Origin of the sequence: Hymenobacter caeli (assembly GCF_013294115.1) — a bacterium.
GTDB lineage: Bacteria > Bacteroidota > Bacteroidia > Cytophagales > Hymenobacteraceae > Hymenobacter > Hymenobacter caeli.
Genome location: NZ_JABSNP010000024.1, coordinates 1 through 18,787 on the forward strand (window position 1 = coordinate 1; position 18,787 = coordinate 18,787).

An 18,787-nucleotide genomic window follows, 5' to 3' on the forward strand; every position below is an offset into this window, starting at 1 on the left:
CTCGTTCAGCAAGTGCCGCGCGAGCCATTATAACCGAATTAAAATTGCTATTGACCAGCATAATTTGGAAATCACCCTGCTTTAAGCCACTACCCAAATTATTAGTTTGTAATTAATTATTTAGCCGCGAAATAACAATTAGCACCCTAATAATTAGCAGCTAAAAATCAGCCAATTTCGAACTGTGCCAACGGGTCGTGGCCGTCCACGGTGCCCTCGCTGCGCAGCACTTGGAAGCGGGCAAATAATTCTTCCGAATACCAATTTTCGCGGCGCGTGAGCAGCATGGCTTCGCGGTGGCGGGCGTCGTGGTAGGCGTACTGCTGCATGGCCGCCGCCGAGCGCCACACGCTGAACGTGGCCTGGCGCACCACCGGCAGCTCGCCCAGCCCGATGGCCAGCGCCACGCCCGGGGCCCCGGCCAGCGCGGCGCTGGTGGGGGCCACGTAGCGCCAAAACCGGGGCGTTTTCAGCCAATGGATGCTGGCGCGGGTGAGCACGGCCACCGGCCCGTCGGCCGGGGCCCCGGGCGCGGCCGCCTCTGCGTAGTCGAACGGGTTGGTGCCGTCCCAGCGCCCCTGCGCCTTGAGGGGGCGCAACTGGGCCGTCCATATTTCGGCGGCCCGGCGCTCGTATTCCCGCCAAACGCCGCCGGCCGCGAAAAACGCCGCGGCGGCGGCCGGTTCGTCCCACACGGCCAGCAGGCCGTAGCGGCGCAGGTTGGGCAGGGCCCCGAAGCCGCCGGCCCCACTGCCCAGCAGCTTGTGGAAGCGCAGGCCCGGCACGCGCCGCAGCAGCGGCACTGCGGTGCCCATTTGGGCCAGGGCCCAGCGGGCGTGCCCGGGGCGCAGCGTAACGAGGGAAAGCGTGGTGAGGGGCAAAGCAGGGCGGGGCAACCAAGTGAAGCGGACGGCAGGGCCCGCAAAAAAGGGCCGGAATTGCTTCCGGCCCTTCCTCAACAGCCAACGGCCCGGTAAGTCGGGACCTTAGCCATTATTTTACCTGCACCTGGGCGTGGGCGTTCACGTCGTCGTCCTTGCTGGCTTCGCCGGTGGCCACGGCGCGGGCGTAGCCGTAGGCGCGGCTCAGCAGGCTGCTGGGCGTGTCCCAGTACTCGCCGCGCTCGATGGTTACCTTCAAAATCATAATGTTGGGGTCGTCTTTGCCCTTCGGAAACCAGGCCCGCATGTCTTCGGTGTACAGTTCGGCGGCCTGGGCCGCGTCGCGGTAGGCGTTGGCCGTGCCCGATACCGACACGTACACGTTGGCTTCGGGGCTGGCGTAGCTCAGGTTCACCTTGCTGTCTTTGTTGACTTCGTACACCTTGGCCGATTCGGCGTCGGTGAGGAAGAGGAGGGAGCCGTCGGCCGTGGGCCGGATGGTGGCCATGGGGCGGCTGTGCAGGTTCTGCTGCTCGTCAAAGGTGGTGAGCATGGCGATGCGCACGTCCTTGATTTTATCAAACAGCTTGTTCAGGTCGTTGGTAACGGGCGTTTTATCGGACATCGGAGGAAAAAGTTAGGGAGAGACGCGGCCCGGCCCGCGCCCAGGTTGGGCGCGGCCGGCCGTGTGCTTACGGCCGCCGCCCGGTTGGGGTTGACGCCCGGGCCCGGGCTGGGTCCGTATCTTCCGGGGTCGATGAATTTCCTCGCCCATCTTTTCCTGGCCGGCCCGCCCGCCGCGCCCGGCTACCCCGACCGCCTCGTGGGCCAGTTCATTGCCGACGCCGTGCCCGGCCGCCGGCTCGACGCCTACGGGCCCGGCGTGCAGGCCGGCATCCGCCAGCACCGCGCCATCGACGCCTTCACCGACCAGCACCCGGTGGTGCGCCGCGCCACGGCCCGCCTGCGCCTGGCCGGCCACGGCAAGTACGCCGGGGTGGTGTCGGACGTGTTTTTCGACCATTTCCTGGCCCGTCGTTTTGAGCAGTTCTCGACGGAAACCCTGCCCGATTTCACCCACCGCGTGTACGCCCAGCTCGGGGCCCGGCAGGCGGAGTTTCCGGCCCGGGTGCAGCAGTTTTTTCCGCACCTGGTGCAGCACAACTGGCTGCTCCACTACGCCGAAATCGACGGCGTGGCCCGCACCCTGGCCGGCCTCAGCCGCCGCGCCGCGCCCGGCTCAGGCATGGCGGCCGGCCCGGTAGAACTGCTGGCCAACTACGCTGCCTACGAAGCCGATTTTCAGGAGTTTTTTCCGTTGCTGGTTTCCTCTTTCATTTAAACAGTTAGCAGGCACCGTTTAGCAGCCGTTCCGCTAGCCAATTAAGCTAGCGGAACGGCTGCTAAACGGTGCCTGCTAACTGTTTAAATGACTCAGTGCTGGTGGCCGCCCTCGCCGTGCACGTGGCCGTGGGCCAGCTCCTCGGCGGTGGCGGGGCGCACGTCGGCCACCTTGCCGTCGAAGTGCATCACCATGCCGGCCAGGGGGTGGTTGAAGTCCATCTGCACGGCGGTTTCGCCGATGCTGATGACCTTGGCCTGCATGTGGTTGCCCTCGTTGTCGGCCATGGGCAGAAAATTACCCTCTTGCAGCATCTCGTCGTCGAGCTTGCCGTCAACCAGGAACACGTCCTTCGGAATTTCAACCAGCGCCTGCTCGTCGTACTCGCCGTAGGCCTGTTCGGGGGTGAGGCTGAACTGGAAGGTGTCGCCGGCGTTTTTGCCGTCGAGCTGGCGCTCGAACTCTTCGGGCAGGCCGCTCTGGCCGTAGATGAACACCATCGGCGCGTCGGCCTCGGCCGATTCGACCAGTACTTTTTCGTCGTTTTCGTCGGTCACGCTCAGGTCGTAGGTGATGGTGACGACTTGGTTTTCGCTGATGGCAGTCATGGGAGGGAAGTGGAGAGGTAGAAAAGAGCCGCCCGCCCGACGGGGCTGCAAAGAAAGGCAACCCCGCCCGGTCGCGCCGCGCTGGGGCCCCGGGCGGGGCAAAAAATTCCCCGCGCCGGCCGGGCCAGCGCGGGGAATGGGTGCGCGAAAAAACCGGGCCTTAGGCCGGCACGGCCTCCAGCTCGCGCTTCCACACTTTCAGCTCACGGCTCCAGAAGCGGTGCTGGGCAATGGCCTTGATGAAGTCCGGCACCAGGCTGGCGGCCTGGCCGTTGAGGCCGACAACTACACCGTCGGCGTCCAGGATGTCCGCCGCGCCCGGCTGAGCGGCGGCTTCCAGCACCTTCGCGCCCTCGCCGGCGGCGGCAATGGGCTTGCAGTGCCGAAAGGCTTCGGCCACGAAGCGCACGGCATCGGCGTCGTGGGCCAGGCGCTGCGCGCTGGCGGCCCCGTCGGCCACGTACACGGCATCGAACAGCACCGACGACGTGTTCTGGAACGTCCAGTTAATCAGCAGCTCCGCGCCGTCGGGCCCCTTGAGCTTGCCCAGGCGGGGGGCGACGATGGCCGTTTGGGCCCCCTCGTCCATCAGCGTTTTCATCAGGTCGCCGATGGCGGCCACGTCGGCTCCGTCGGCGGCCAAAATGGCAATTTGGCGGGTTTTGATGTCGGTTTTGCCTGCGTTGGCCGGGCTGTCGGGGGTCATGCTCAGGGCCGCCGAGCGCCCCACGTCGCCCTTGACGGGCGGCGCGGTGTAGTCGGCGGGGTTGGTGTCGGCCCCCACGCCGTAGTTGAGCTGCACGCCCTCGGCCGAGGGCACTTCCAGGCCCAGCCCTTCGGCCACGAGGTGGGCCAGGGTGGCGTCAATCTGCGCAAGCTGCACCAGCACGCGCAGGCGCACGGCTTCCTTGTTCACGTGGCCCAGCTCGAAGCGAATGGCCTTGACGAGGTGCATCTGCTCGGCTTCCGACTGGCTGTTCCAGAACAGCTTGGCCTGGGTGTAGTGGTCCACGAAGCTCTTGCTGCGCATCCGGATCTTGTGGCCGTCCACGCGCTCGTAGTGGCTCACGAAACCGCCTTCCGCCTGCTTGGCCTGCTTCGGAAACTCGTCGTTGAGCAGGTTGGGCGAGTAGCTGGTCTGGCCCTTGTTAATGGTCTGGCGCATGTGGCCGTCGCGCTGGTTGTTGGCCACCGGGGCCAGCGAGCGGTTGATGGGAATCTCGTGGAAGTTGACGCTGCCCAGGCGCTTGAGCTGGGTGTCGAGGTACGAAAACAGGCGGCCCTGGAGCAGCGGGTCGTTGCTGAAATCGATGCCCGGCACCACGTGGCTGAGGCAAAAGGCTACCTGCTCGGTTTCGGCAAAGTAGTTGTCCACATTGCGGTTAAGCACCATTTTGCCGATTTTCTGCACCGGCACCAGCTCTTCCGGGATGAGCTTGGTGGCGTCGAGAATGTCGAAGCCAAACTTCATCTCGTCCTCTTCCTCCACCACCTGCACGCCCAGCTCCCATTCGGGGTAGGCCCCCATCTCGATGGCGTTATACAGGTCGCGGCGGTGGAAGTCGGGGTCTTTGCCCGAAATCTGCTGGGCTTCTTCCCACACCGCCGAGCGCACGCCTTGCAGCGGCTTCCAGTGCATTTTCACGAAGCGCGACTTGCCCGCCGCGTCGATGAAGCGGTAGGTGTGGACGTTGAAACCCTCCATCGTGCGCAGGTTGCGGGGCAGGCCGCGGTCGCTCATCGCCCACAGCACCATGTGCATGGATTCGGGCGTGATGGAAATGAAGTCCCAGAACGTGTCGTGGGCCGAGGCGCCCTGCGGAATCTCGTTGTGCGGCTCCGGCTTCACGGCGTGAATGAAGTCGGGAAACTTCACGGCGTCCTGAATAAAAAACACCGGCATGTTGTTGCCCACGAAGTCGTACACGCCTTCCTGGGTGTAAAACTTCACGGCGAAGCCGCGCACGTCGCGGGCCATGTCGGTGGCCCCGCGCGAGCCCACCACGGTGGAGAAGCGCGTGAAAATCGGCGTTTTCACGCCCGGCTGCAGGAAGTGCGCCTTGGTCAGCGCGGAGGCGTTGTCGTAGGCTTCAAAGTAGCCGTGGGCCCCCACGCCGCGGGCGTGAATCACGCGCTCGGGGATGCGCTCGTGGTCGAAGTGATGGATTTTCTCGCGCAAGATGAAGTCTTCCAGCAGGGTGGGGCCCCGCTCTTCGGCTTTCAGCGAGTTCTGGTCGTCGTTGATGCGCAGGCCCTGGTTGGTGGTCAGGGTTTGGCCGTAACCGTCGCTGCGGTTCTGGGCCAGCTCATCCGTTTTTGGGTTGCCCACCACGTCTTCATGGTTCTGCTTGGCTAGGGGTTTGTCGCTCATGGAAAGGAGGTTATTTGGGGTTGCTGTCACCTCAACGCACTTTTTAGTCGGGGGGTTGGTGCATGGTTTTATTCCGGTATGCACCCACTTTGGCGGCGCTTTTTGTTGTGTGCTGAGCGTCACAGCGTCGGTAGCCGGTAGGGAGGAGCCTGTGGGCCCGATAAATTTTTGGTAATGTTTTTCCAACCCCAACGCTAGCGCTGGGCTGGGCCCCAAAGCCGCGGCCGTCCAGTAACCCGGCCCCCGCACCGTGCGTACCGACTCGTCACGATCAACGATGTTCGAATCAACACCTTACCCATTCTTCTCAATGTCCCAATCAACCCGTTACTCGCTGGCGGCCCTGCTGCTCGGCGGCGCGCTGCTGCCCGCCTGCCAGTCCAACCCACCCAAAACCCAGGACGCGGCCGTGAACCGGGAAGCCGTGGTAAAAACCGACTCGACGGCCCTGAAAACGGCTTCGGCCGACACCATGGGCGTACCCGCCGGCTCCATTCCCACCATCGGCGACCCCAAGCTGCTCTTCACCTTGCCGGATGCGCACAACACGCCCGACGGCCTCGCCCTGGGCCCCGACGGCCGCCTCTTGCTCTCGACCCCCAACCTGGCCGACAACAGCAAGCCCGCGGCCATTGTCGAGATTGTGGGCAACACCTACAAGCCTTTCGCCGCCAACCTGCCCGTGGAGCCCACCACCAAAAAAGCCGCGCCGATGGACCTGGCCTTCGGGCCCGATGGTAACGTGTACTACGCGGAAAACCAGTACGAAAACAGCAAAAAATACGTGTCGCGCCTGATGCGCATCAACCTGAAAAACGGCAAGCCCGGCACCATCGAAACCGTGGTGGACAGCTTTGCGCTGGCCAACGGTGTGGTGTGGAAGGGCAATAATCTGTATGTGACGGATAGCCAGTGGGACATGCCCGGCAATACCAAGGGCAGCGCCATCATGCGCTTCACCCTCGAGGAGCTGAAAAAGCCCGGCGGCCCGCTGCACCTCAAGCCCAAAACCAAGGACTCGCACGTGCTGGCCATGTTCACGACCGTCGTGAACGAAACCGGCGTGGACAACGGCGCCGACGGCCTCGACTACGACAGCCAGGGCAACCTCTACACCGGCTCGTTTGGCGACGGTAGCTTCCACAAAGTCAGCCTCAAGCCCGACGGCACCTTCGCCAAGCAGGAAGTCGTGGCCCTGACCGGCGACAAAATCACCTGCATCGACGGCCTCGTAATTGACCGCGCCACCGACAAAGCCTACGTGACCGGGGCCCGCCAAAACGCCATTTTCGTCATCAACCTAAAGGACAACAGCGTGAGCACGCTGGCCCAAAACCCCGACACCGACGGGGCCGGCGGCAAACTCGACCAGCCCGCCGAGGTGCTGCTCAAAGGCAAGCGCTTGTACATCTCCAACTACGACAACCCGGTGAAACACTTCGTGAACACGAAGTCGGACGCGCCGCACACGGAGTCGTATATTGACCTAAAGTAGGGCCCTGGCGCCAAAAAGAAAGCCCGCTGCACTAAGTGCAGCGGGCTTTCTTTTTGGTTTGAAGAACCATCTCAGTCCTGCATTTCCCAGGCCGTGCGGTAGCCGCCGATGCTTTCGATGTAGGCCAGCAGGCGCTTGAAGAACGGGTTGGCGCTGAGCGTGCTGGAGTCGCCGACGAGCAGCAGCTTGCGGCGGGCGCGGGTCATGCCCACGTTCATGCGGCGCACGTCGCTGAGGAAGCCGATTTCGCCGTGCGTGTTGCTGCGCGTCAGGCTGATGGCGATGATGTCGCGCTCCTGGCCCTGGAACGAATCGACGGTGCCGATGCTCAGCATCCGGTGGGCCATGAGGCCGTTCAGCTCGTCGTTTTCCTCCACCGCGTCCTTCAAATAGTTGATTTGGGCGCGGTACGGGGCGATTACGCCGATGCTGAGCAGGTCCTCCTCGTGGTCGGCGGGGTCGTAGGGTTCCAGCAGCTGGCCAAGGCGCTTGAGGAGCAGGTCGGCCTCCTCGGGGTTGGCCGTGGAGCGGCTCTCGGGAATGGTGAGCTCGGTGAACCCGAAGCCGGCCGTGTCGAGGAATTCCACCGGCAGGTCGGGGGCGAAGCGCAGGTCGTAATCCGCTAGGCCGGCGTGGCGCACGGTGCTGTAGGCCGTCAGCTGGCCGTCGTAAAACTCGTCGGAGCTGAACTGCATAATTTGCTCGTGCATGCGGTACTGCACCGTCAGCATCCGAGCGGCCTCGGGCTGGCGCTTGATGGCTTTCTCGAACAGCGTTTCGCGCAGGGCCCCGGCTTTCTCGCTTTTCACGGTGGGCGGTAGCTGGTGGTGGTCGCCGGCCAGCACCACGCGCTGGGCCTTGCTGATGGGAATCCAGCAGCCCGGCTCCAAGGCCTGGGCGGCCTCGTCGATGAACACCGTTTCGTAGGTGAGGTGGCGAATGTTGCGGTTAGAAGCCCCGACCAGCGTGCACGTTATCACCTGCACCTGCTCCAAGAGGTCCTCGGTGATGTAGCGCTCCAGGTCGTCGGCCTGCTGGTGCAGCATCTTGGCTTCCTCCTTCAGCATCCGGCGCTGCTGCATCTCCTCGTAGCCGTAGTTGCGCACGTGCTTGCTGGCCGTTTCGCGGTACTGCTCAGCGGTTTGGCGCATGCTGCGCAGTTCGTTGTAGCTCTTGTGGGCCATCACCTGGGCGTCCAAGGTGTGCTCGAGCAGCAGGTCCGACACGCGCGAGGGGTTGCCCATGCGGATGACGTTGACGCCGCGCTCGGCCAGCTTTTCGGTGAGCAAGTCTACCGCCGTGTTGCTGGGCGCGCAGACCAGCACCCGCCGCTCGCGCCGGATGGTTTCCAGGATGGCCTGCACCAGGGTGGTGGTTTTACCCGTGCCGGGGGGGCCGTGCACGATGGCCACGTCGTGGGCCGCCAGCACGTGGCGCACGGCGGCCTGCTGCGAGTCGTTGAGCGGGCTGGGGTAAAAAATATCGTCGGGCTTTTCGGCGCGGAAGCGGGCCGGTTTGGCGCCCAGCAGGATGTCGCGCAGCTCGGCCAGGCGGTCGCCGTAGGCCCCCATCACCTTGCCCAGGGCGTAGTCCATCTCGCGGTAGCTCACCTCGTCGAAGGTGAGGTCGATGCCCAGCTTGTGGCCCTCGGTCACCCAGTCGGGCAGGTCTTCCTTGGTGGTGGCCAGCAGCAGCTTGTTGCGCCGCACGCTGGTAATCACCCCGTTGAGGGTGGGGCGGTCGGTGGCGGCGCGCCCGGCCACGTTGCCAAAGAGCGAGGCATTTTTGCCCACCTGAAACAGGTGCAGGCCCTGCTGCCCGGCGGGGCGCTCCAGCTCCAGCACCACCTTGCCGCCGAAGCCCACGTCTTCCTTGGTGATGGCGACCGGGTACCAGGTGAGGCCCCGCTGCTGGCGCTCCTGGATGCTGGCCTTGGCGTTTTTGAGCTTGAACTGCACCAGGTCTTCCTGCTGCTCCAGCTTCATCAGGGCCTGCACCTGGCGCAGCTCTTTCTCGATGGCGTAAGGGTCGGTGGGGGGGAGGGTAGTTTCAGTCAAAAGAAAGCGGATTGATTTCGTTGCGAAGGGAACAACGAAAAAGGGAAAAGGGTGGCCCAAAGGCAGAGAAAGTCAGTAGCCCTGCGGATACCAAATGCCTCGAATGGTGCAGACGCCCATGTTTGGGAGGACGTGATTAGCATCAAGCTTACTTACGTCGATATTATTTATGACGCGCTTTGGGCGGGGTAGTTTGCCTGATTTGAAAATAATGGTTTCAAGAAGGAACACAGCATCTTCAAGTGTCCAAGCCGTCACTCCGAAATAACGGTTCTTAATCATGGGTTCGGGGCCCCAATCCATTTCAAACCAATACCTGGTCAGTTTCATGGCTTGAATAAGTTTGCTGAAGCAGCTTAAGCCGCCGCTAGCAGTACCTCCGCCGATAATCCCAAGTGCTGGTGCAAAGCCTTCATCATCTTGGCGGTGAGCTTGCGCTTGCGGTTCAGGATTTCGCTTACCCGGCTCTCGCCGCCCAGCCACGCGGCGAGGTCGCGCTGGCGCAGGCCCTGTTCGGCCATTTTGTATTTGATGTACTCGATGGGGTCGGGTTCGGGAATGGGGTAGTGGCGGGCTTCGTACGCCTCAATCAGCGTAGCCAACACGTCCAGTTCGTCAAACTCCGGTTCGCCGGGCTGGGCCTGGAAAATGTGCTCCGCGCGGGCCAGGGCGGCGCGGTAGTCAGCTTCGGTACGGATGGGCTTGATGGCGTTCATATGGTAGCGGCGTCTATTTTGTCGTATTCGGCGTGCGTGCCGACGAAGCGGATGTGCACAATGGCCGCCGCATAATTGATGGCCACAATCAGCCGAAAATCATTGCCTTTGATGTTGAAAACCACCCGGCTGTTGGCGATGATGCTGGAGTTTCGGTGCTGGGCTTTTACATCGTTGGGCGTTGGCCAGGTGGCGGCGGCTGTCTCTTTGTACCAAGCTTGTAGGGGCAGCGCGGCCGACGGGTAGCGTTCCCAAAATTCGCGCAGTAAGGCTTTGCTAATAATTCGCATCGATTCACGAATATACGCCAATCTTACCAAAATGGTAAGCTGGAGGAGGCCGGGGCCCCAGCCGAATTATTGCCATTAAACGAGATTGAAAGCTGGTGCAGCGCAGAAGCTGAAAAACGCGGCAACCCCATGCCCAATCTGCCGTGTAAGGAACGTCCTATCAAATCCTTCCCATGCGCCGCCTCACCTCTATCCTCCCCGCCGCTGCTTTCCTGGCACTGGCCGCTTGCAACAGCACTACCAAGCCCGACAAGCCGGAGACGTTGGCCACGGCTGCGCCGCCCGCCGTGCCCACCTCCGAGAGCGCCAAGAGCCTGGTGGCGGTGGCCTCGTCCGACACAATTTGGAACGGCGTGACGGTGTCCGACGACGACCGGAAATTTGTGCTTTTCCCCCACAACGAGGGCGACCGGGGCACGCGCATCGGCGAGTTGCAGGCCGACGGCACGGTGCGGGCCTTTCCCAACCGCGCCTGGAACAGCTGGGGCCCCAACGACCCCGCGGCGGCCAGCAAGTTTGTGCGGGCCAACTCGCTGCGCTTCGGGCCCGACGGCAACCTGTGGATTGTGGACACGGGCACGCCCAAATCGGACGCCGCGCCGGTGGACCACGGACCCAAGCTGTTGGCGTTCGACATCAAAACCAACCAGCTGCTCAAGTCCATTCCGCTCGATAAGTACGTCAAGAAGAAGAGCTTCGTGGACGACCTGCGCTTCCACGGCGACATGATTTACGTGACCGACGCCGGGGCCCCGGGCCTGATCGTGCTCAACCAGAAAACCGGCCGGGGCCACCGCTTGCTCGACGACGACACGACCACCACCGCCCGCCGCCCGATGCTGGGCGAGGGCAAGAAAATGGTGAAGCCCAACGGCGACGACGTGGCCCTGCACGCCGACCAGATGGAGGTGTCGCCCGACGGCAAATACTACTATTTCCAGACCGCCGCGGGCCCCATGTACCGCGTCGAAACCCAGTACCTGGACGACCCGAACATCACGTCCGAAGCCCTGGCCAAGCGGGTGACGTACTTCTTCAACTCGCCCACCTGCGGCGGCACCACCATCGACGCCTCTGGCAACCTCTACGTAACCGACGCCAACGAAAAGCGCATCCTGAAAGTGACGCCCACCGGCCAACGCAGCGTGCTGGTGCAGGACCCGCGCCTCATTTGGGCCGATGCTTTGTGGATTGACCACGCCGGCAACCTCTGGATTCCGGCCGCGCAAATCAACCGCACCGCCGGCCAGCAAAAGGGCGTGCAAACGGTGGCTTTCCCGGTGCAGCTCTTCAAAATGCCGATTGGCGCCAAGCCGTTTCGGGACTAGGAGCCTATCCGAATAGGTAGAAAACGTGTCATTCCGACGCAGGAGGAATCTGGGTGAAATTAGTCAAGGACAGTCCTCAGATTCCTCCTGCGTCGGAATGACAATCCCCTAATCAAATAGCCGCCAGGGACCTCGGGCCCCTACTGGAAAAAGTCTTCCGGGTCGGTTTGCTGGAAGTATTTCTCCAGCTTGGCGAGGTCGCCGAAATAGGGCTGCACGCACGCCAGGAAGGCGCGCACCGCGTCGGGGGTGTCGGCGTAGGCCAGGAACGTATCGCCGGTTTCGTCGAATTCAAGGTGGTCGAGCAGCTCGGGCTGAAACTCTTCGATGATGGTTTCGAGGTGCTCGCGCCACGACGCGCCGCTGCCGCTGAAGCCGAAGTCCTCGAACAGGTCGTGGTAGTCGGCCAGCCGGCCCGCGTGGGCCACGATGGCGAACCGGCGGGCGGGGTTGGCGTTCGTTTTGGCGGCGGCTATTTCAAAAGGAAAGGTGCTGGTCATTATCTTGGCGGGGCAACGGGGCGCCGGGGCGGCGGGACGGCAAGTACGGCCCGCGCCCCCGAACCGCCCTGGTCCGGGGCCCGCCCGGGCGTCGTGCTTGCTTTTCGTTGGTGGCCCCCAATGGCCTTTGCTTCGCGCGTGATGGACCAGTTCGTTACCGATTTTATGCAAGTTGCCTACCGCCCCGACCTCGGCCAGGTGGCCGGCCGCTGGCTGCGCTCGGTGACGGAAGACGAGCTGCGCGCCGGCTACGACGCCCTGCGCCACGCGGCCCTGGCCCACGGCTGCGGCTACTGGCTCATCGATTCGCGCCGCCGCACCAACCGCAGCCTCAACGGCCCCGAATGGGTGCTCACCGAGTTCCTGCCCCGGGTGCAGCGCGAGCTAGTCAAGCCGCTGTGCGTGTGTTTCCTGGTGTTGCCCAACTACCTGCAAGCGGTGGAGGCGGAAACCGACCCCGCCGCGTCGCCGCGGGCCCCCGCGCCCGGCAGCCCCGTGCAGTTTGCCCGCTTCACCGACGAGGGCGCGGCCAATGCGTGGCTGGTGCAGTGGCAGGGGGCGAGCGGGTGGCCGGGCCCGGCCGCCGGCGTGCCGTAAGCCGGATGAGTGCCCGTGGGCCCCAACGCGCCCCTACCGCCGCCTGCGCCGCCACAGCAGCACCGCGCAGGCCAGCCCGAGCCCGGCGATGAGGCCGTCGCGCCAGAGGCGGCCCAGCTGCGCCTCCTGCAGGTCCGCTTCCAGGAGCTGGCGGTCGGTGGCGGTTTGCTTCTCGCGCTCCTGGGCGTTCAGCTGCGCGCTTTGCAGCTCGGCCAGGCGCTCGCCGGTCGTGTTGCGGTCGGTGCGGCTGGTGGCCTGCACCGTGGTGGCCGTGGCCTGGGCGGCCTGGGCCGTTTGGTTGAGCACGGCCACGATTTGCTCGTCTTTGTTCACGATGCCTTGCAGGGCGTCCACCACGGCCTGCAAGTCCTTCTTCGAGGGCTTGTCGCTGAGGCCGAACAGGCCGTTGTGCTGGGCCCGGGCGGCGGCGTAGTGCTGGGTGAGAGCCCGGCGCTCGGCCAGCAGGCGGGGCAGGGGCGAGGCGGGGGCCGGGGGCGGGGCGGGTTGGGCCCCGGCGAGCCGCTGGCTGGCCACGAGCAGCAGAAAAATCAGGCGAACGGTCACGGGAAAAAGCGGGCGGGTGATGGCCGGTGTTCGGGAAAACGGGCGCGGGGGTTGCAAAAGTACCCGCCGCGCCGGGCGGCCCGGGGCAAAAAGTGCGTGGGCGGGGCCCGGGCCCGCCGCGAAAAACGACTTCCGGGGCCCGGGGGCGTACCTTTAATGCCCTGTTCCGCCCCGCTGCCCCTTGCCCGATTCTCCCCACGCCCGCCTCGCGGCCCTTGCCCTCCCCGCCGCGCCGGCCGACCAGCTCCCGCGCCTGCGCAAGCTGCTGGAGGCCCTGCTGCGCCACGCCTGCCAGCAGCACAAGGCCCCGTTCAGCAACCTGAGCCAGGCCATCGGGTGGGCGGGCTTTGCCTTGGCGCTGCCCGAGGCGCTGCGCCACCGCTTGCAGGCCCTGCGCCTGGCCGCCAACCTGGTGCTGCACGAGAGCTACCCCGGCACCCCCGCCGAGGCCGCCGCCGGCTTCGGCGCCCTGGCCGGGCTGCTGGCCTTCCTGACGCCCGAAGCGTACACCGGCCCCTGGCCCGCCGGCGCGGCCGAAGCCCTGGCAAGCCCGCTGCTTGTGGCTGCCCCCGTGGCGGGGGCCGCGCTGCCCCCGGCCCCCGACGCGGCCGCGGTGTGGCGGGTGCACGTGCTGCACGTCGAGCTGGCCACCGGGGTGCTCACCGTGGAGCTGGCCGCGCCGGCCGACGACCGGCCCGCGGGGCCCTTTGCCGTGCGGGTGCCCGCGGCCTACGACAACCTGCTGCCGCTGGCCGCCGCCCTGCACCCCGGCCTCAACCTCGTGGGGCCGGTGCGCCAGGCCGACGGCCACTACCTGCCGCGCCGCGTGGTGCTGGAGCCCGACTACCTGATAAACGTGACCACGCTGGCCGAATGCGCCCTCAAGGACGGCACCGTGCCCGAGCTGGCCGTGCTGCACTCGTTTTTGCCCGATGAGGTGTCGCGCCCGCTGGCCGTGGGAAACCTGGTCAACATCCTGCTCGACGAGGAAGTGAGCCACGCGGCCCGGCAGTTAATAATTAACAATGAGCAGTTAGCAGTTGACAGTGAGCAGTTAACAGTGAGCAGTGCGCAGTTAACAGTTGACGGTGAGCGGTTAATAATTAGCAACGAGCCGCTGGTGATTAGTGGCGATGGAAAACAATTAACTCTTACTGCTGAAGACGGAGCCGCTGCCGTACCAGAAGCTGCCGGTGCTTCAGCAGCACCAGAAACCCGGGCACCAGGCACCAAACAACAGGTACCGGGCCCCGGGCCCCGGGCCCCGAAAGACTTCGACCTCGACCATTTCCTCAAGCACCGCCTGTTTCGGTCGGCCCCGCTGCTACTGAGCACGCTGCCCGAATTCCAGAGCCGTAATGGGGTGCCGGAATTGCTGAACGACCTGCGCCGCCACCACCGCACCCTGCGCGAAACCCGGCAGCAGGGCTTCGTGGCCGCCTCGCGCACCGGCTACCAGCAGCAGCCCCTGCGGCCGGCCGACTGCTTCCTGGAGCCGGCATTTCTGTCGGCCACCTACGGCCTGCAGGGGCGGCTCGACCTGCTGCACGAAAGCCCCACCGGCTACGACCTGGTGGAGCTGAAGAGCAGCACCCGCGTGCCCTTCGACCAGCCCTGGAGCAACCACGCGGCCCAGGCCCAGCTCTACCGCCTGCTGCTGGAATCGGTGTTCGGGGCCGACGGCGAAACGGCCGGGCGCGGGCGCACCAGCATCCTCTATTCCAACGCCGCCACCGGCCAGGCCCCCGTGCGGCGCGTGGACCACGACCCGGCGCTGGTGGACCGCCTGCTGGCCGTGCGCAACTACGTGGTGGGCACCGAGCTGCTGCTGGCCCGCTCGCCGGGCCCCGGCCACACCGCCGCCCTGCTGGCCCCCGTGCTGCGCCCCAACCTGGCGCTGCTGCCGCCCTTCACCCGCGAGAAGGCCGAGAAAGTGGCCAACACCTGGGCCGCCGCCGACGTCACGGAGCGGGCCTATTGCCTGGAAATCATCCGCTTCGGGGCCCGGGAGATGCGCCTCTCGCTGCTCGGCGACGACACCCGCCCCGGCGACGCCGGCGGCCAGGCCGGCCTGTGGCGGCTCTCGGCCCAGCGCAAGCACCAGAACTTCAGCCTGCTCGACGGCCTGACCCTGCTCGAAGACCAGACCGACGCCCCCGACGACGCCCGCGACGGCCTGGGCCCCCACCTCGTGCTGCAACGGGCCCCCGGGGGCCGCGAAGTCAACTTCCGCGCCGGCGACACGCTCATTCTCTACCCGCGGATGAAAGCCGTTGACTCAAAGCTGCTGGCTGAGGACGCTTCGGCGGATGAAAAAGCTAACAGCCAGCAGCTAACCGCTAACAGCTTAAGCATCCTGGACGCGCAAATCGTGAAGGTGACGCTGGCCGAAGACCTGGGGGCCGACGGCCGCGTGGTGCTGGCCGTGCGCAACCGCCGCATTGCCCCGCGCTACCTGCGCGGCCACTCGCACTGGGCTCTGGAGCCCGACACGTTCGACACGTTCCGGCGCGAGTGGGCAGGCTTGTCGGCCTTCCTGATGCTGCCGCCCGAGCGCCGGGGCCGCCTGCTGGCCCGCACCGCCCCGCGCCCGCCCGAAGGCTGGGCCCCCGCCGACGCCCCCGCCACCGACGCCGCCGAAGTGGTGCGCCGCGCCCTGGCTGCCCCCGACTGGTTCGTGCTCTGCGGGCCCCCCGGCACCGGCAAAACCCGCGCGGTGCTGCGCGAGCTGGCCGTGCAGCTGGTGGCCGCCGACCAGCAAACCCTACTGGCCGCCTACACCAACCGCGCCGTGGACGAAATCTGCGAGCAGCTGGTGGCCGCCGGGCTGCCCTTCATCCGCCTTGGCTCGCGGCTGAGCACGGCCCCCGCGTACCGCCCGTACCTGCTCGACAACATGATTCGGGACCTGCCCTCGCGCCAGACCGTGCGGGCCCGCCTCACCGGCACGCCGCTCTACGTGGGCACCATTGCCAGCCTGCTGGGCAAGCCGGAGCTGTTTTTGCTGAAGAGCTTTGACGTGGCAGTGGTGGACGAGGCCAGCCAGGTGCTGGAAGCGCCCATGCTGGCCCTGCTGGCCAAGGTGCGCAAGTTCGTCCTCATCGGCGACCACCGCCAGCTGCCCGCCGTGGTGGCCCAGGAGCCGGCCAGCAGCGCCGTGGCCCCCGGCGTGGCCGAGCTGCTGCGCCACGAGCTAGGCCTCACCAACCTGCGCAATTCCTACTTTGAACGCCTGTTCCGCCGGGCCGAGGCGCGCTGGCCCTACGCCCACGGCACGTTGGCCCGCCAGTACCGCGCCCACCAGGAGCTGGCCGCGCTGGTCAACGACGACTTCTACGGCGGTTTGCTGCGCAGCCCCGAGCCCTGGCAGGCCGTCAGCCTCAACCCCCACGCCTGGCCCCCGGCCGCCGATGCCTTCGGCGAAGCCCTGCGCCGCCAGCGCCTGGTGTTCGTGCCCACCCAGCGCCGGCCCGACGACCTGTCGCAGAAGGAATCGGGCCAGGAGGCCGACCTCGCGGCCCGCGCCGCCCTGGCCGTGGCCCGGGGCGAGGGCCCCCGCTTCGACCCCGCCACCAGCCTGGGCATCATCGCCAGCTACCGCAACCAGGCCGCCCGCATCCGCGCCCGCCTGGCCCAGCTGGCCCAGCAGCACGATTTGCCCGCCCTGCTCCAGGTCAGCGTCGATACCGTGGAGCGCTACCAGGGCTCGCAGCGCGACGTCATCGTCGTCAGCTTCTGCTGCCACCACGAGCACCAGCTGGAAATGATGGTGTCGCCCGACGAAACCGGCCGGGTGGACCGCAAGCTGAACGTGGCCCTCACCCGGGCCCGCCAGCAGCTGGTGCTGCTCGGCAACGCCGAGGTGCTGGCCCGCGCCCCCCACCACGCCGCGCTGCTGGCCCGGGTGCGGGCCGCCGGCGGCTGGGTAGCGGCTGATTCGTAGCGCCAGGGGTTTTACGTAGCCGCCCAAAAATAAACGGGTTGCCAATCGCTCGTTGTTAGTCAAACGATTGCTGATTGACTAACAACCAATAACCTAGGAAGTGGGCCGCGCGTCGGGCCCGGTGGGAGCCGCGCGGGGCCGCCGCGCCCGCTCGGCCGCTACCACCGCCAGGGCCCCGAGCGTGTAGGCCAACAGGTCGGGCCATTCAAAATGACTGCCCAGCACGGTGCGGGCCAGGCGCGAGTGCTGCCACCCCAGGTACGTCAGCAAGTCGAGGTACTGCAAGCCCTCTACCAGGTACGAAACGAGCAGCGCCCCCGCCGCCGCGCGCCCCGCCGGGACCCGTACTACGCTCATTACGAGGCAATAGAGGAAAATGGTCGCCAAAAAATCGCCTACGTAGGGCCGCACGAACCGGTCGTGCAGGCGCAGGGCAATGAACACTTCCAGTAGAAACAAACCACTGGCCAGCAGGAAGTATGATTTTCGAAAGCGCAGCATCGAGGAAGCAAGACTGGCGTTGTGGGGGCTAATGCATCGGGCAGCGCCGGGGCGGGGGCGGCGCGGGGGCTGGGCTGGCCGGCAGGAGCGGGGCCGTGTTCAGGGCGTCGATGCGGGCCCGGTACGCGGCCGGGAGTAGCAGGCTTTTGGCCCACTGGCTCGCCGGCCAGCGCTTGGTGCGGCGGTAGAAGGCCACGGCCGGGCGTATCCACGCGCCGGGGGGCAGGCGCAGCAGCGCCCCCACGCCCGGGGGCACCACCAGGCCCTGCACGGCCCGCAGCAGCGCGTAGCGCGGGCCGCCCAGGTGCTTGCGGTACTGCCGGTAGAGGTCGGCCGTGTAGCGGCTCGCGGCCAGGTTGCGGGCCAGGTGCTCGGCCCGCGCCACCTGCCACGCCGGGTAGGAATTCGGCAGGCCGGGGATGCCCAGGCGCTGGCCTACCCGGCCAAACACCGCCACAATTTCCTCCCGCTCGGGGCCCGTGAGCGGCCGTTCCAGCACTTCAAAGGCCCGCATCGAGTAGGCGATGAGCAGAAACAGCACGTCGCGGTACGCCCAGTCGGGGATGGCCTCGCCCCGCCGGGCCTCCACTGCTCCGTGGATGGCGGCAATGGCGTCGATGGCGCGTTCGGCCCCGGCCTGGTCGGCAAACACGATTTGGCGGGCGTAGTCCACCGTCGAAAACAGCCGGCCCAGCGGGTCGGCCGGCAGCCGGCCGGTGAAGTAGAGCCAGTCCACGGCCTTGTTGAGGGCAAACTCGGCCGCCGCGCCGGCAAAAATGAAGAGCACCGTGTCGGCCGTGCCCCAGATGCGCCGCACGACGGAACCCGGCGCTACAAAATATGACATAGATATTTATAAAGAACTTTGAAATACAAAGCTAGCTTGTTTCTTCCACTCAACCCCATTGCACGCCGAAAATTGCGCTGGGTAGCAAGCCCAACACTTTAACTTGCGTTATGAAATACACCCAGTTGACGGATTCTATTTTCACGGTGGACGACTTTTTGACCCGGCAGGAATGCCTGGAGAACATCGTGCTAAGCGAAAAAATTGGGTACGAGCTGGCCAAGGTCAATACCGCGGCCGGTAGCCGGGTGCGCACGGACGTGCGCAACAACAACCGGGCGTTTCACCGCAGCGGGGAGCTGGCCGAGGCGCTGTGGGAAAAAGCTGCGCCCTTCGTGCCCACGCGGCTGGGCAACAGCCAAGCCCTCGGGCTCAACGAGCTGTTCCGCTTCTACCGCTACCAGCGGGGGCACCGCTTCAAAGGCCATTTCGACGAGAGCTACATCCGCAACGAGCACGAAGCGAGCTATTTCACCTTTATGGTGTACCTGAACGATAATTTTCAGGGCGGCGACACGGCCTTTCGGGGGCTGCGCATCCGCCCCCGGCAGGGCACGGCGCTCGTCTTCCTGCACAGCCTGTACCACGAAGGCAGCGAGGTCACGCAGGGCGTCAAGTACGTCCTGCGGTCGGACGTGATGTTCCGCACCCGCGTACCGATATAGAGTTGATGCGCTTTTAACAAAAAGCCGGGCCCCACGTGCGCCTGCGCATTTTTTTGAGCCCCATGGTGCCGGCCCCGGCGCG

At 65.7% G+C, this 18,787-nt stretch carries 18 protein-coding genes; 6 read left to right on the forward strand and 12 right to left on the reverse strand.

What is annotated here, in order from left to right; translation table 11 throughout:
* Nucleotides 1-167 precede the first annotated feature (167 nt).
* Entirely contained in the window at nt 168-881 is a 714-nt protein-coding gene (locus HNP98_RS19025; protein ID WP_246275225.1) for a spheroidene monooxygenase, read from the reverse strand.
* Nucleotides 882-993: 112 nt separating this feature from the next.
* A complete protein-coding gene (locus tag HNP98_RS19030; protein ID WP_173811771.1) occupies nt 994-1,506 on the reverse strand; it encodes a pyridoxamine 5'-phosphate oxidase family protein in 513 nt (170 codons plus the stop codon).
* 132 nt (nt 1,507-1,638) lie between these two features.
* On the opposite strand from HNP98_RS19030, the gene HNP98_RS19035 reads away from it, so the two are divergent.
* Nucleotides 1,639-2,223, forward strand: coding sequence for an acyl carrier protein phosphodiesterase (locus HNP98_RS19035; protein ID WP_173811772.1), 585 nt, complete (start codon nt 1,639-1,641; stop codon nt 2,221-2,223).
* Nucleotides 2,224-2,315: 92 nt separating this feature from the next.
* On the opposite strand, the gene HNP98_RS19040 is transcribed toward HNP98_RS19035, so the two are convergent.
* A complete protein-coding gene (locus HNP98_RS19040; RefSeq protein ID WP_173811773.1) occupies nt 2,316-2,831 on the reverse strand; it encodes an FKBP-type peptidyl-prolyl cis-trans isomerase in 516 nt (171 codons plus the stop codon).
* A gap of 160 nt (nt 2,832-2,991) precedes the next feature.
* The gene (locus HNP98_RS19045) at nt 2,992-5,202 is read right to left on the reverse strand and encodes a catalase (protein WP_173811774.1); all 2,211 of its coding nucleotides are present in this window, start codon (nt 5,200-5,202) and stop codon (nt 2,992-2,994) included.
* A 310-nt stretch (nt 5,203-5,512) separates the two neighbouring features.
* Between HNP98_RS19045 and HNP98_RS19050 the strand changes: the two genes are divergently transcribed.
* Nucleotides 5,513-6,697: an SMP-30/gluconolactonase/LRE family protein gene (locus tag HNP98_RS19050; protein WP_246275226.1), complete on the forward strand. Its 1,185-nt coding sequence runs from the start codon at nt 5,513-5,515 to the stop codon at nt 6,695-6,697.
* Between the two features lie 71 nt (nt 6,698-6,768).
* Here the strand turns inward: HNP98_RS19050 and HNP98_RS19055 are convergent, their stop codons facing one another.
* From HNP98_RS19055 to HNP98_RS19070, 4 genes are all read right to left on the reverse strand, one after another.
* Complete coding sequence (locus tag HNP98_RS19055) at nt 6,769-8,754, reverse strand: AAA domain-containing protein (protein ID WP_246275227.1); 1,986 nt, start codon at nt 8,752-8,754, stop codon at nt 6,769-6,771.
* 72 nt (nt 8,755-8,826) lie between these two features.
* Nucleotides 8,827-9,084, reverse strand: a complete 258-nt coding sequence (locus tag HNP98_RS19060) for a hypothetical protein (protein WP_173811775.1) — start codon at nt 9,082-9,084, stop codon at nt 8,827-8,829.
* A 26-nt stretch (nt 9,085-9,110) separates the two neighbouring features.
* Nucleotides 9,111-9,470 carry a helix-turn-helix domain-containing protein gene (locus tag HNP98_RS19065; protein ID WP_173811776.1) on the reverse strand — a complete coding sequence of 120 codons (360 nt, stop codon included), beginning with the start codon at nt 9,468-9,470 and terminating at the stop codon, nt 9,111-9,113.
* A complete protein-coding gene (locus HNP98_RS19070) occupies nt 9,467-9,760 on the reverse strand; it encodes a type II toxin-antitoxin system HigB family toxin (RefSeq protein ID WP_173811777.1) in 294 nt (97 codons plus the stop codon). Before HNP98_RS19070 ends, HNP98_RS19065 begins: the two co-directional genes overlap by 4 nt.
* 173 nt (nt 9,761-9,933) lie before the next feature.
* On the opposite strand from HNP98_RS19070, the gene HNP98_RS19075 reads away from it, so the two are divergent.
* A complete protein-coding gene (locus HNP98_RS19075; RefSeq protein WP_173811778.1) occupies nt 9,934-11,088 on the forward strand; it encodes an L-dopachrome tautomerase-related protein in 1,155 nt (384 codons plus the stop codon).
* A gap of 140 nt (nt 11,089-11,228) precedes the next feature.
* Here the strand turns inward: HNP98_RS19075 and HNP98_RS19080 are convergent, their stop codons facing one another.
* Nucleotides 11,229-11,588 (reverse strand): Imm51 family immunity protein, encoded by a 360-nt coding sequence (locus HNP98_RS19080; protein WP_173811779.1) that lies wholly within the window; start codon nt 11,586-11,588, stop codon nt 11,229-11,231.
* Between the two features lie 120 nt (nt 11,589-11,708).
* On the opposite strand from HNP98_RS19080, the gene HNP98_RS19085 reads away from it, so the two are divergent.
* Nucleotides 11,709-12,185, forward strand: coding sequence for a hypothetical protein (locus tag HNP98_RS19085; protein WP_173811780.1), 477 nt, complete (start codon nt 11,709-11,711; stop codon nt 12,183-12,185).
* 33 nt (nt 12,186-12,218) lie between these two features.
* Here HNP98_RS19085 and HNP98_RS19090 read toward each other — a convergent pair whose 3' ends face one another.
* On the reverse strand, nt 12,219-12,749 hold the full coding sequence (locus tag HNP98_RS19090) for a hypothetical protein (RefSeq protein WP_173811781.1): 531 nt from the start codon (nt 12,747-12,749) through the stop codon (nt 12,219-12,221).
* 181 nt (nt 12,750-12,930) lie between these two features.
* Here HNP98_RS19090 and HNP98_RS19095 point away from each other — a divergent pair, with 181 nt between their 5' ends.
* Entirely contained in the window at nt 12,931-16,692 is a 3,762-nt protein-coding gene (locus HNP98_RS19095) for an AAA domain-containing protein (protein WP_173811782.1), read from the forward strand.
* A 93-nt stretch (nt 16,693-16,785) separates the two neighbouring features.
* Here the strand turns inward: HNP98_RS19095 and HNP98_RS19100 are convergent, their stop codons facing one another.
* Both HNP98_RS19100 and HNP98_RS19105 read right to left on the reverse strand, forming a co-directional pair.
* Nucleotides 16,786-17,193: a ribosomal maturation YjgA family protein gene (locus HNP98_RS19100; RefSeq protein WP_173811783.1), complete on the reverse strand. Its 408-nt coding sequence runs from the start codon at nt 17,191-17,193 to the stop codon at nt 16,786-16,788.
* 28 nt (nt 17,194-17,221) lie between these two features.
* Complete coding sequence (locus HNP98_RS19105) at nt 17,222-18,040, reverse strand: oxygenase MpaB family protein (RefSeq protein ID WP_173811784.1); 819 nt, start codon at nt 18,038-18,040, stop codon at nt 17,222-17,224.
* A gap of 110 nt (nt 18,041-18,150) precedes the next feature.
* On the opposite strand from HNP98_RS19105, the gene HNP98_RS19110 reads away from it, so the two are divergent.
* Complete coding sequence (locus HNP98_RS19110) at nt 18,151-18,705, forward strand: 2OG-Fe(II) oxygenase (protein ID WP_173811785.1); 555 nt, start codon at nt 18,151-18,153, stop codon at nt 18,703-18,705.
* Nucleotides 18,706-18,787 lie beyond the last annotated feature (82 nt).